The organism is Acinetobacter sp. USHLN143, assembly GCF_037145695.1.
GTDB lineage: Bacteria > Pseudomonadota > Gammaproteobacteria > Pseudomonadales > Moraxellaceae > Acinetobacter > Acinetobacter fasciculus.
The window spans coordinates 1-13,607 of record NZ_JBBCWZ010000074.1; the positions used below are offsets into that span (position 1 = coordinate 1).

Below are 13,607 nucleotides of genomic sequence, written 5' to 3' on the forward strand. Positions count from 1 at the left end.
TGTTTAAGATAAGATATAACTCATTGAGATGTGTCATAGTATTCGTCGTTAGAAAACAATTATTATGACATTATTTCAATGAGTTATCTATTTTTGTCGTGTACAGAGATAATTAATAATAAAAGGGGTTAGCATTGAAGAAATTTTCAGAACGAAGTCTTTATAGAAAAGTGCTTTCTATGTTCTTACTTATTTTTTCTTATACAGTATTGATTGCAATTGTTTTTATTTTACCAATGTCCATTGATCGGGGAGCAGCTTTAGCTTCTTGTCTAAGTTTTGGGGCAACTTTATATGCTGCTATAGTTGCATATCTTTTATTAGATATGTGGAAGCAAGAACATAAAGCGAGTTATTTTAGTGATTTGGGAAAAAATTTAATTAATCATTTAAAAATACTGCATGGCGAAGTTTTGTACCTCTCACCGTTTCAATCGGAGATAAGAACTTTTCAAAATAGTAAGAGAGCTGATAAATATAATTTAATTGAAGAACATAAAAAACAGATTTTTAGTAAAGTAGCAACTATAAATTTATGCTTAGATCAATTAATGCATGAAGGTTTATTCTATCTAAAGGTTATAGAAAATGAATTATTAAAAAAATCTTTGCTAGATTTTCATGAGCAAATTAATAGTTTATTTATTGAGATTACAAATAAAATTAATGAAAATGGCGATGTGCCTACTAATGAAATTCTACTTTTTCTGGAGGGAGTAAATGCAAATTTTATGAAAATTTCAGATGATTATATTGGAGAAATTATAAATTTGATTAAAAGTGATTCATTTCTAGAAAACCATATAAAGTGACATCTTCTAGTATTAATCCATATTAAGTAATTTATTAAATTCCACATAAAATTTAAGAGGAATATATTTAGAAATTAGATTTATGGAAAAGTTTCTATCTTCCCCATGTACTCTTATGTTATTTGTACCACTCGATATAACTTTTACCCTTTCTCAGTAATGTTTTGAACCAATCTGTAAGCAGACACACGCCATAAAAAAATCAATGATAAGTTAAATAATTCGAACAGATACTCGTTTGTTATAACTTGATGCGATTGGGTTTTGAACAGGCGGAACTTATAATTGAAAAAGGGAAAATCATGGCTTATCAATCTATTAATCCATTTACCAATCAAAAATTGAAAGACTACCCATCCCATAGTGATCAAGATATTCAAAATGCACTTGATGCAGCAGAACAAATCCTAAAGTCAGACTGGTCACAACAGGTCGATACTCGTATTGAAGTACTGCGCAAATTGGCCAGCAATATGCGAGAGCAAAAATCTGAACTGGCCAAGCTCATGACGCTGGATATGGGGAAACTGATCAAGCAGAGTGAAGGTGAAATCGAAACCTGCGCCAAAATTGCAGAATATTATGCGGATCATGCCAAAGAATTTTTAGCACCGGTGTCCTATGAAACGGAACTGGGAGAAGCCTGGGTTGAGCATCATCCACTGGGTATTATCATGGCGGTTGAACCGTGGAATTTCCCGTTTTATCAACTGATGCGTGTCTTTGCGCCGAACTGTGCGATTGGTAATCCGGTTCTGGCAAAACATGCCGGCATTGTGCCGCAATGTGCCGAAGCCTTTGAGCAACTGGTCTTGGATACAGGCGCACCCAAAGGTGTCTGGACCAATCTGTTTATCAGCAGTGATCAGGTCGCTGAAGTAATTGCAGACAAGCGTGTGCGGGGTGTAGCACTGACAGGTTCAGAAGGTGCGGGCAGTGCAGTCGCTGAACAGGCCGGAAAACATCTTAAAAAATCAACGCTGGAACTGGGCGGTAATGATGTATTCATCGTACTCGATGATGCAGATCTGGAACGCGCGATCAAGTTAGGCTGTCAGGCGCGTGTCAATAATGCCGGGCAGGTATGTACGGCGGCGAAGCGATTTATCTTGCATGAAAAAATTGCCGAACAATTCAAGGCCGGCATGCTGAAAGCTTTTGAACAGTTAAAACTGGGTGATCCGCTCGATCCTGAAACCACTTTAGGACCGCTGTCTTCAAAAGATGCGCTGGAAAAACTCAGCGAGCAGGTCGAAAAGGCCGTAGCGCAAGGTGCGACCGTAGTTACTGGCGGTAAGGCTGTAGAACATCAAGGCAATTTCTATGCGCCAACTATTCTGGAAAATATCACGCGTGAAAATGAAGCCTGGTATGAAGAATTCTTTGGCCCGGTGGCACAAATCTATGTGGCGAAGGATGATGATGAAATTGTCGAAATTGCCAATGATTCTAATTATGGCTTAGGTGGCGTGATTCATTCACAGGATATCGAGCGTGCTAAAAAACTGGCGTCACGGGTAGAAACTGGCATGATCTGGATCAACTGGTTTACTGACACCACGCCCGAATTGCCATTTGGTGGAATCAAAAATTCCGGTTATGGGCATGAACTGTCGATTGATGGTTTTAAAGAGTTTGTGCAGAAGAAACTGGTCGTCGTCAAAAGCCCGAAAAAATAATATGAGCTGATCCGATATCAAATAAGCCACTATTCAGTGGCTTATTTGTCTGGATATTCTTCACATTTGCCGCCTTCATAACTGGCAAAGCGCGGATGTTCTGGTGGAAATGACGGTTCAGCACTTGGCCAAGGCCAGCCACCAAACTGGGTTTCGCGATAACGGCGAAAAGCAGTATCCAGTTCTTGAGCACTATTCAGAACAAAAGGCCCATGCATAGCCACCGGTGCACCGATCGGTTCACCTTCTAGCCATAAAATATGCGATTCCAGTAAACTGCCTTTGAGGTGAATGTCCTGATCTGGTTTCAGTTCTACCAGATGCTTGACCTGTATTTTCTGTCCTTCAAGCTCCAAGCTTCTACCTTGATAAAAATAACAAAAACGCGTTGCAGTAGCAGTGGTTGCAGGAATGATTAATTCTGCTTCTGGCTTTAAAGTGATTAAATAAATATTGAGCTGATTCTCTGGCATGGCTGCCCATGAATGTGGTGGCCGATCCAGTGCCTGAGTCTGTTTAAACTGCCCTGAAATGACCCGGATATCCGCTTTACGTCCGGCCGCATCGGCTGAAAATACATGTGGAATTTGTTCACGCCACAACATTTTATAATCAGCTGGCTGTTTTTTCTGTTCCGGTGAGGAATTCAGCCAGATTTGAAACAGCTCCAGAGGATTGTCCTGATCCTGATGGACTAAAGGAAACATCTCGCAATGCTGTACCCCATTGCCGGTAGTCAGCCATTGCACATCACCCGCGCCATAACGTCCCGAGTTTCCCAGCGAGTCAAAATGATCGACATAACCGCGCTCGACAATGGTAATGGTTTCAAAGCCAGTATGCGGATGCTCCGGAAAGCCGGGAATGCTCTCGCCATAATACATGTCATATTCATGCTGTTGCGGAGGGGAAACAGGTCCTAATTCTGCATTGCCTTGCGGATAATGATCTTGATGATGAACGGTAAAAATAAAAGGATCTTTCAGATCAAGCCGGGATGTGACAGGAACTACAGAATACAGCACTGAATTCGACATGATTGAACTCCTGATGATCTGATTAGATGAAAATTCCTGATCTAAATATAATTTTTATAATTCATAACAGTGTATAGCCTGCAAGGCGATTGAAGAAGATGTGTTTCGATCAATCGCCTCAAAATGAGATTTTTAGGTATTTTAAGTATTGTCCTGATCAGTATTGCTCTCTGATTCCTGATCTGGATTCTGGATCAGCAAGCCTGCCAGTTTGACCATTTCGGATTGCACATTGACCATCTGCGATTCAATCTTTTTCAAGTTCACTTGGCTGAAATCTACCTGGCCGTTTAAAAGAGGAGAAGCCAGAACCTGCTGATTGGCAGTCATGATGTTGTCACGAATCTGGTCAATTTCTTGGCTTTTCAAGTTCAGGTTGCCCAGCACCTGATTAAAACTGCTGAGTTGCTGTTGAAGCTGGGTTGCGGTGGACTGCAATTGCTGGGTATCTTTGGCTTCGACCGCCGTTTGCAGTTCAGTCTGGGTTTGTTTTAACTGTTCGACATAACTGCCGGCCTTGAGCTGCAAGTCGGCTACATCACGAACCATATAAAACATATTGCCCGATTTAAGCTCGGTTTGCGCTGTTGAGCTCTGTTGCTGAGAGGCTGGTTCCAGATCTGAGGTCGTGGTATCTGCCTGTTCAGCCGGTGCTTCGACAGCCTGATCACAGCCCATCAGTAAAATTCCAGAGCTAAATAATGCGAAAGGAAGGACAGCATTGGCAAGAATCTTGGACATGGAATCAGGGTCTCGATACAGGTGATGGAATTTTAATAGTATCTAATATAAGGACAAACTATGGAGATAAAAAAGATTGTTGCAAACTCATAACAATTCTTCTGGGTTCCGAATATTTCATTATTTAAAAACAGGAAAAGTTTATTAAAAGCTGGTAAAGAAGTACTTTGTTCTCACCGAATTGGCTTTTTTAGCCTGCAATTACTTTAAAGATATGTCCGGTGAATCTCAATTTAGCTAAATAGCAGTTTTGAAAAAAATAAGTATCTACCAAGAAAATAGATACTTATTTCAAGCTTGATGCTTATGAGAATAATCGAGAATTATTTTGCAAGTTCTGCATTCACTGCATCGACAATCCGTGGATCATCCGCAGTGATGTCTGGTGCAAAACGCGCCACTACTTCACCATTTTTATTGATCAGGAATTTTTCAAAGTTCCAGAGTACTTCTGGTGGCTGGTTTGGGGTTAGGCCATAATCGACCAGATCTTTCCACCAAGGACCTTCACCGATACGTTCCGGTACAGCCTGCGTAAGGGTGGTATATAAAGGATGCTTGTCTTCACCCGCGACAGAGATTTTAGCAAATAGCGGGAAGTCGACTTTATAATTCACTGAACAGAATTCCTGAATCTCGGCTTCGCTACCCGGTTCCTGTTCCAAAAAGTTATTGGCAGGGAAGCCAAGAATTTCCAAACCTTCCGCTTTTTTGTCCTGATACAGTTTTTGTAAGCCTTCATATTGCGGCGTCAAGCCACATTTAGATGCGACGTTAACCACCAGCAAAACCTTACCCTGGTAATGGTTTAAAGTGGTTTCTGTTCCTTCAATAGTTTTGACTGGAATGTCATATACAGAGCGAGTCATTAGATTTCCTGTTTATTGCGACTGAACGGTATTTGTTTTAACGGGTATTCGCTTTCAGCACAAGTAGAAACAGGTGAGCTCAGTTACTTAAAGCTGCAAATTGCCTCAATATTATGTGAAAAATCTATTATGCTAGGATGCGCGAATAGGCATAGCTTAATAACAAGACCAGCGACTCATGGATGAAAGTATGACACAGCAACAAAAGGTAGTCTGGTGGGCCATGGCCTTACCACTGGCCGCAGTTTTGATTTGGTCTCTGAATATGACGGTTACCCGTTATGTGGCAGATTATATTTCTCCCATCAGTATTAGTTTCTACCGCTGGGCCTTGGCCTTACTGATTTTAACTCCATTCATGTTGTCCAAAGTCAAAGCCGCCTGGCCGGAAATTCGTCCATATCTCGGACATTTTGCTGTTTTGAGTGTGCTGGGAATGGTGCTGTATCAGGGACTGGCCTATAGCTCGGCACACTACACTACTGCGACCAATATGGGCCTGATCAATGCCTTTATTCCAATTTTTACCATTATCGTGGGTATTTTTGTTTTAAAGATTCGCCCGACACAGGCTGCAGTGCTAGGGAGTCTTCTGTCCTTTATTGGCTTGATGTATGTCATGGCGCAAGGGCAGGGTCTGCAGTTCTTAAGCGTAGGTGAAAGCTATATTGGCGATCTGTTGATGTTGATCGCAGTATTTTTCTATGCCTGTTATGGCGTGTTTCTGAAAAAATGGCAGATTCAGATTCCACTCTTAGTGAGCCTGTATATTCAGATTTTTATGGCCTTTCTCTATCATATTCCTTTGGTATTGATTTTAGGTCTGGACAGCATCAATCATGCTAATGCAGCCAGCATTATCTATGCCGGAATTTTCCCATCCATTGCCGCGCCGTTATTCTGGATGATGGCTGTGCAGCAACTTGGTCCCAATCGCAGCAGTATTTTTATGAATCTGATGCCGGTTTTTACTGCAGTAGTCGCATATTTGTGGCTGGGTGAAGCGTGGACCATGTATCACAGTATCGGCGGTGGCATCATTTTACTTGGAATCCTCTGGGCTCAATATCCCGGAAGATCCGCTTAATCAGGAATTAAAAGAGCTAATTAAGAATTTTGTCTGATTAAATATTGAGCGGTTGATCAAAACTTTTTTAATTGAAATCCCCTTTTAAATGCTAATTTTCAAATGTTAAAACAAATAGAAAAATATCGTTTTATTTTAAAAAGAGAATAGAAAGAGCAAGATATTTTGAATATTGGTCAAAAATTGTTTGCTATTAATAGAAAATATGTATTGTTTGATTGTTTTATTGTACTTGTCGTTGTATTCAGTTTCTTTCATAATGCGCCCATCGAGAATGATCAAGCAGGAAAATCCTTGTTTTATCAGACTCCCAGAGATTTTATGAACCCTCTGGATGTGATTTATGCACATCCTTTTTTATGCTCAGCCATCCCTATATGGCTGAGCTTTTTTTTGTCTTAAAACTTTAGTCGGGCTTGAGTGTCCCGACTAAATCAGACAGGACTCAGTCACGAATAACTACACCAGTCACTGCATCAATGATCCGGCTTGGTTGCTGACTTAAACCGAGGTCACCATTTAGATAATTCAGGTTCTGGTCAAAATAGCGGATCGCATCCTGAAGTGAGCGGGCAGGTTCCATGCCGGCAGGGTTGGCACTGGTCGAAACGATAAAACCGCCAAAGGCCTGACACAGTGCCACACAGAGTGGGTGAGTGGTTACACGTACGGCTACTTTAGGATGATGACCTTTAATCCAGTCAGGAATGTCTTTATTTGCAGGAAGTAACCAGGTGGTCGCGCGATCAGCAGGTCTGTCATGGTTCCAGGATTCAATCACTTTTTCACGCATTTCTTCGCTTAAATCCTGCAACAGATGTTCTACCTGTGAAAGATGAGCTGCCAGCAGAATCACGCCTTTTTCAATCGGGCGCTGTTTTAATTCTAAAATCTGATGAAATGCCTGTTCATTATAGGGGTCGCAACCCAAGCCCCAAACAGCCTCTGTAGGATATGCCAAGACTTGTCCATCTTTAAGCCATGCTGCTGCTTCGGCAACAGAGGTAGTGATCATGTGGATACCTTATATCAAACAACAAAGCGCTATTGTGAACCTTATTTGAGAATCCGACAACGTAGATAGAGGCCGGCTTGCTGGGTACAAAAACCGAGTAACTCCAGTTCCATGAGTTGGCTGGTCAAAGCAGATACCTCTTGCTGAACCTGCGTTCCCAGTTGATCCAAACTCTGTCCCACCCAGTCCAGCTGATTATACAGACTGAGCAGATGCGGTGGAATTTGCTGTGATGTTGCTTCAATAACTTTCGTTTTGGTGGTGTTTTCCAAAGCTTGCCATTGCGTGGCCAGCGCCAGTTCTTCGATGACCTGCTGTGGATGGTCAATCAGAATCGCACCTTCACGAATCAGTTGGTGACAGCCCTGGTGATGTTCACTGTAAATATGCCCCGGGATGGCGAATGTGGTCTTGCCTTGTTCCGCTGCCCATTGTGCGGTCAGCAATGAACCGCTTTTCAAGGCGGCTTCTGCCACAATCACCCCGAGGCTTAAGCCACTGACAATTCGGTTACGCCGTGGAAAATGCTGCTGTAAGGGGGGAGTAAATGGCAAAAACTCAGTAATGACCGTACCTCCATGTTCGATGATTTGCTGACGTAGTGTTTGATGGGCAGCAGGGTAGGTCTGTTCAATGCCTGTGCCCATCACTGCAATCGTTCGCCGATGTTGTAATGCGGCCTGATGTGCGGCTTCATCAATCCCTTGTGCCAGGCCACTATTAATATAAAAACCCTGTTCACTCAAATAAAAAGCAAAGTCATAAGCGACTTGCCGGCCGTGCAGACTGGGCTTGCGACTCCCCACAATCGCGATTTGCGGTTGCAGCAATTGATCTGCATGCCCTTGCCCGAACAGGATTGGCGGCTTATGCGCATAATGGCTCAGTTGCTGTGGATATTCGGCATCTGTATGTAAAAGCACAAAGTCACTGTGCAACTGGATCTGCTCAAGACTGCGCTGAAAATGGAGCTGCGACTCACTTGACTGGAAATCTTGCAGGCGCTGAATGTGGTTTTTATGAATGCCCAACTTGCGCCAGGTTTCGGTTTGAGAACCATCAATTGCATGGGCGAGGTCTGCATAATGCTGACTGATTTTATAAAAGCTGCTGAGGGAGTGTTGCAGTAAATACCACAGCGTAATGGCATGGATTTGCGCTGTCGACAATGTATTCAACATGGTGAGACCTATTTCGGTGTCTTCTTATTATGGGTATGAGTTCAAACAGGAGGGATGATGCCGATCAATCCACATCATCCCGTTTAAAAGCTTAGTCTTCTAATAGTGGCGGCTGAATGTTGGCACCAACCTTGATTGGTAATTCACTTTCCAGCACATAAGCGTAGCTCAATTGATCGAAGGTTTTAAATACCATGACCTGACCAATACGCTCGCCCGGCAATTGCACCCGTTCTTTGGTTTTCGGATCAGTCACCACTTCACCTTTTTGATTCACGCTAAAGACATGACCCGTCTGAACCCCATGTGCCGTACCACGGTCAATGGTGACGACACTATGACGTGCTGCTGTACCAATCGACCCCAATACACGCACAATCTGACCACCGGCAGCAATATTTTCTGCATTGGTTGGATAGAACAGCGTCGGTAACATCGGATCGTATTCTGCGAGTACGCGGTCACCGCGACGTACTTCAGCATTGTAACTATCTGTCAGTTCAAGTGTGGTCACATCACCTTCGCCACGAACTGCAATACCAGATGCCACCTGTTGCAGCTCCAGTGCAGCCGTATATTTCTTGCCGTTTGCATCCGTAAATACATACGGTTCCGCTTCACGATACACCGCATAGCGTTGGCCAACTACCAGACCGTGACCACGTGCATAAACTTTCTGGCCTTTGCCAGCCAGTACGCGCTGATCTGCAGTTCCGAGAATGTAGGGTGTGCCCTGAACTGAATCAGGTGCCAGAAGGGTATAGCGTTCCAGCCACTGCTTAATATGTTCAAGCGGAATCACGGGAATCGTATTATTTAAAGATTCAACACGAATCTGGGGTTGCAGAGAAGTACTGCCAAGATAGCGGCTGATAATACCTTCACAACCATCACCTTCGTCTTTACCAATAATCGGACGGCCTTGGTAATCACACATCAGCAGGCGGTCGCCAGGGAAAATCCAGTGTGGATTTTTCACGTGCTTATTACTGGCCCAGATTTCCGGCCAACGTACCGGATTTTTCAGGAAGCGTTTCGAGATATCCCAAAGCGTATCGCCTTTTTTCACCACATAAACGTTCGGTGCATTGGCTTTTAATGCCGGTGGATTGACGTTGCGTGCAGGTGCTGCCTCGGCAGAATGAATGGTCCCCATACTGACGCCGACACAAACGGCAAGTGCCAGCATCTGATTTTTAAACCCCAAGGCACTAAAAAATGGCATGCCCTTCAAAACCTTTTTCATTATCATAATTCCTAAAATTATGTGCGTAGTTGCGTTATAATAACGATCTTACACACATTTTTTTGATGAAGCATTCCCTTCATTTGGTTTTTTGATCAATGGCATAATTGAGGACGCAGTATGGCCTTATTACCTATTTTAAGTTTCCCGGATCCCCGTCTTCGTACCATTGCACAACCTGTCGAAGAAGTGACTGATGAAATTCGTCAGCTCGCTGCGGATATGTTTGAAACCATGTATGAAGCACCAGGTATCGGACTTGCCGCGACTCAGGTGGATCGTCATATTCAGCTGATTGTTATGGATCTGTCTGAAAATAAAGATCAACCGATGGTGTTTATTAACCCCAAAATCACACCATTGACTGAAGAAACGCAGCCCTACGAAGAAGGCTGTCTATCAGTTCCTCAAATATACGATAAAGTTGATCGTCCGTCACGCGTAAAAATTGAGGCAATTAATCTGGAAGGTCAAGCATTTGAGCTCGATGCTGACGGACTTCTCGCTGTGTGTATCCAACATGAAATGGATCACTTAAATGGCAAATTATTTGTCGATTATTTATCGCCATTAAAACGTCAACGTGCACGTGAAAAAGTGGAAAAACTGGTTCGCCAGCGTAATAAAGACAAGGTGGCAGTGAAACGCTAGGATCATTTTAAAGTTTATTTAAATGGTCTAGCAAAGCCCAATTCTGATTGGGCTTTGTTATAATCAACATAAGCATGTTTTAGGAATAGCCTGTGTTTTTACGCGCGGGGCTGCTATTTGCATTTGCAGCTGTGTTTCTACAGATTGCTGTATTTTTACAGCCTTTGTTACCGAAGCAATATCAGGTTGCTCCGGTCTGTGAAACCATCACGCGTGCGCTTTTTATCGCGACAGATGCTCATGCGCAGCATAGCGCTGGCGAGCATAGTCACCTTATCCAATCTGATCATCTTCAACATGATCATCATGATGCCAATCATCAGTGTCAGTACTGTAAGGTTCATGCCAATTTAGTCTTACCACCAGATCTAGACATCAAACAGGTTCTTGATCGGATTCATGTCCGTTTAATTGCCTATCAAAAAACCTTTAAGCATGTCTGGTTTGTCCTTCAGCAACTCTTCTTAATTCCTCAGGGGCGAGCGCCACCACTGCCTGCATAAATCTGCATTTTTCAGCTTGGGTTGGTATTGACTCAAGCCGTGCCTAATTTATGTATTTAGTGAGATAGAGAAATGGCTCAGCCTAAATTTTCTTTACAGCCACTTGCGGCTGCGATTTGTGTTGCTTGTTATTCTTCGATAGTGATGGCCAATGACGCCATGCCGGTTCAGAAATTTGCCCCGATTGTGGTGACGTCAGCATCAGGTAATGATGCCAATGGGCTGATTGTCCGCGCTGATCCAAAACAGCCGATTCAACCGATTCCTGCCAGTGATGGTGCGGATTATTTGCAAAGTATTGTCGGCTTTAGTTCGGTCAATAGCGGTGCCGGCACCAATGGTGATGTCACTTTCCGTGGCATGTTTGGTTCAAGGATAAAAATCCTGACTGATGGCACCGAAAACCTGGGCGCCTGTCCAAGTCGTATGGATTCGCCGACCTCTTATATTTCTCCGGAAAGCTATGACCGTATTTCGGTGATTAAAGGCCCGCAGACGGTTCAATATGCCAATACTGGCTCTGCGGCAACGGTGATTTTCGAACGTACACCGGAACAGTTTGATCAAGATCAAAACTATCGCGGTCAGGCCAGTGTCTTGATGGGTTCTTTCGGACGTCTTGATCATAATGTCGAAGTTGCAGCAGGCGATGATCAGAAATATGTCCGACTCAATACCAATCGTTCGGTATCGAATAGTTATCAAGATGGTGATGGAACCACTGTGCCTTCAGATTGGGAGCGCTGGAATGCGGATGTCGCATTAGGTTGGACACCGGATGAGGATACCTGGGTAGAGCTGACGGGTGGTAAGGCGGATGGTGAAGCGGTTTATGCTGGCCGTGCAATGGATGGTTCCAAGTTCGCACGCGAAAGTCTGGGTTTACGTGTGGAAAAGCACAACGTCACGGATGTGATCCAAAAGATAGAAGCACAAGTGAACTACAACTTTAATGATCATGTCATGGATAATTTTAGTTTGCGCGAGTTCCAGCCTGGAGGAATGATGAGTATGCCAATGGCGACCAATGTGACACGTAAAACATTGAACGCGCGTATGGCAATGACCAATGAGTGGGATAAATTGCAGCTGATTACTGGTATCGATAGTCAGAATAACGAACATACTAAACGTAATGGAAGTCTGATGACGCCGTATCAAACTCAGCCGCGTACTAAAGATATGCAATTCCAGTCTGTGGGGGTTTTTGGAGAATTGAGTTATCAGCTTAGTGATAACAATAAGCTGGTGTCTGGTGTTCGTCTTGATCAGGTCAATGTAGACGCTGTTCAATCTCAACAGGAACGCAATGAAACTTTACCGAGTGCTTTTATTCGTTTTGAAAATCATCATCCCGATCATGACGATGGCAAGACCTATATTGGCCTGGGTTATGTCGAGCGTATGCCGGATTACTGGGAATTATTCAGTCCTAAAACGGGAAATGATAACGTCAATACTTTTGCCAATATTGATATTGAAAAGACATTACAGCTAGATTTTGGTTATCAACATGAGCATGGTCATTTCAACTCATGGGCATCCGCATACGCAGGTTTGATTAATGATTATGTGTTAACGACATATAAACCTACTGGCATGATGGGAATGCTCGAAGCACATACCCGTAATGTCGATGCCATTATCGCTGGTGCAGAAGCTGGAATTGGTTACCAGTTTACTGACCGCCTGCAGGCCGATATCAGCGCCATGTATGCCTGGGGTGAAAACACCACAGATAATACGCCGTTACCACAAATCTCTCCTTTAGAAGCCCGTGTTAACTTGCGCTATGTTCAAGACAAATATAATTTTGGATTGCTATGGCGTGTAGTAGATGGTCAAAACCGGATCAGTCTTAACGAAGGTAATATTGTGGGTTATGACAACAAGCAGAGCGCAGGCTTTGGTATTTTGTCTTTAAACGGTAGCTACCATGTTATGGATAGCGTGGATGTATCAGTCGGAGTCGATAATGTTCTAGACCGGACTTATACCGAGCACTTAAATAAAATGGGTGCTTCCGGGACAGGTTTACCAGCAACCGAGCAGTTTAATAATATGGGACGTAATTACTGGGCACGTGTCAGTATGAAATTCTAATTGTTGCTTAATATTCCAAAAGCCATTGCTAAATAGCAGTGGCTTTTTTAATTTTTAGGGTTGCAATCAATTTTTTCATATTTAAATCGGGCCTATGTATATTGGAAGAAGACCCAATAAAACAAGTTTTGTGTATATAAACGCCAGATTGCTGAAGAATCAAACAAGAATAGAATGTGAATTGAACGATATAAGTCATGTAATAAAGATTTTTATAATTTAAATTAAAATAAAACAATATCTTATTGATTTAGTGGGTAGGTTTTGTTGAAGGTGCTCAATAAAATTCAAAAATAATGAAAATAAATTAACTATATATAACAATTACTTATATTTTTATTGGTTTGAAAAATAAACACACGATAAAAAATCTTTGCAAGAAGTGTTGCAAGGGCTCTGAAATGCTGTAGAATGCACATCCATCGGCGGTGATGAAGATTAAAACTTCTGATAAAACAGTGACTTAGTTAAGTTTGATTGAGTTGGGTTTTATTTGATAAGTTTAAAAATAATCTGAATTACTGGTTGACTTTCTAGAGATAGGGAGTAATATAGCCGACCTAGCTTGCTGATGACGAATTAGCAAGAAGATCATTAAGAGATTATGAAGAACAACTTGTGTGGATTTTTACTGGTTGATCGATCGAAATTATTTTCATTGATTGATGGTAGAAATTACTCGA

At 42.6% G+C, this 13,607-nt stretch carries 12 protein-coding genes; 6 read left to right on the forward strand and 6 right to left on the reverse strand.

Annotation, left to right across the window (positions count from 1 at the left end):
- The first annotated feature begins 134 nt into the window (after positions 1-134).
- The gene (locus WFH18_RS14485; RefSeq protein WP_155857674.1) at positions 135-812 is read left to right on the forward strand and encodes a hypothetical protein; all 678 of its coding nucleotides are present in this window, start codon (positions 135-137) and stop codon (positions 810-812) included.
- A gap of 302 nt (positions 813-1,114) precedes the next feature.
- Positions 1,115-2,491, forward strand: coding sequence for an NAD-dependent succinate-semialdehyde dehydrogenase (locus WFH18_RS14490; RefSeq protein ID WP_164543295.1), 1,377 nt, complete (start codon positions 1,115-1,117; stop codon positions 2,489-2,491).
- A 41-nt stretch (positions 2,492-2,532) separates the two neighbouring features.
- Here the strand turns inward: WFH18_RS14490 and WFH18_RS14495 are convergent, their stop codons facing one another.
- From WFH18_RS14495 to WFH18_RS14505, 3 genes are all read right to left on the reverse strand, one after another.
- The gene (locus WFH18_RS14495) at positions 2,533-3,528 is read right to left on the reverse strand and encodes a pirin family protein (protein WP_153567112.1); all 996 of its coding nucleotides are present in this window, start codon (positions 3,526-3,528) and stop codon (positions 2,533-2,535) included.
- 141 nt (positions 3,529-3,669) lie between these two features.
- Positions 3,670-4,269 (reverse strand): hypothetical protein, encoded by a 600-nt coding sequence (locus WFH18_RS14500; protein ID WP_004644869.1) that lies wholly within the window; start codon positions 4,267-4,269, stop codon positions 3,670-3,672.
- A gap of 323 nt (positions 4,270-4,592) precedes the next feature.
- Positions 4,593-5,138 carry a glutathione peroxidase gene (locus tag WFH18_RS14505; protein WP_153567111.1) on the reverse strand — a complete coding sequence of 182 codons (546 nt, stop codon included), beginning with the start codon at positions 5,136-5,138 and terminating at the stop codon, positions 4,593-4,595.
- Positions 5,139-5,328: 190 nt separating this feature from the next.
- On the opposite strand from WFH18_RS14505, the gene WFH18_RS14510 reads away from it, so the two are divergent.
- The gene (locus WFH18_RS14510) at positions 5,329-6,225 is read left to right on the forward strand and encodes a DMT family transporter (RefSeq protein WP_164543296.1); all 897 of its coding nucleotides are present in this window, start codon (positions 5,329-5,331) and stop codon (positions 6,223-6,225) included.
- 445 nt (positions 6,226-6,670) lie between these two features.
- Here WFH18_RS14510 and WFH18_RS14515 read toward each other — a convergent pair whose 3' ends face one another.
- From WFH18_RS14515 to WFH18_RS14525, 3 genes are all read right to left on the reverse strand, one after another.
- The gene (locus tag WFH18_RS14515; protein WP_121980267.1) at positions 6,671-7,240 is read right to left on the reverse strand and encodes an L-threonylcarbamoyladenylate synthase; all 570 of its coding nucleotides are present in this window, start codon (positions 7,238-7,240) and stop codon (positions 6,671-6,673) included.
- A 41-nt stretch (positions 7,241-7,281) separates the two neighbouring features.
- Entirely contained in the window at positions 7,282-8,421 is a 1,140-nt protein-coding gene (gene dprA, locus WFH18_RS14520) for a DNA-processing protein DprA (RefSeq protein WP_121980266.1), read from the reverse strand.
- A gap of 91 nt (positions 8,422-8,512) precedes the next feature.
- A complete protein-coding gene (locus tag WFH18_RS14525) occupies positions 8,513-9,667 on the reverse strand; it encodes a LysM peptidoglycan-binding domain-containing protein (protein ID WP_121980265.1) in 1,155 nt (384 codons plus the stop codon).
- A 120-nt stretch (positions 9,668-9,787) separates the two neighbouring features.
- Between WFH18_RS14525 and def the strand changes: the two genes are divergently transcribed.
- The 3 genes from def to WFH18_RS14540 all read left to right on the forward strand — a co-directional run bounded on the left by def (position 9,788) and on the right by WFH18_RS14540 (position 12,924).
- Complete coding sequence (gene def / locus WFH18_RS14530; RefSeq protein ID WP_004644875.1) at positions 9,788-10,318, forward strand: peptide deformylase; 531 nt, start codon at positions 9,788-9,790, stop codon at positions 10,316-10,318.
- Positions 10,319-10,410: 92 nt separating this feature from the next.
- A complete protein-coding gene (locus tag WFH18_RS14535; protein WP_004644876.1) occupies positions 10,411-10,821 on the forward strand; it encodes a DUF2946 family protein in 411 nt (136 codons plus the stop codon).
- A gap of 72 nt (positions 10,822-10,893) precedes the next feature.
- Positions 10,894-12,924, forward strand: coding sequence for a TonB-dependent copper receptor (locus WFH18_RS14540; RefSeq protein ID WP_164543297.1), 2,031 nt, complete (start codon positions 10,894-10,896; stop codon positions 12,922-12,924).
- Positions 12,925-13,607: the final 683 nt, after the last annotated feature.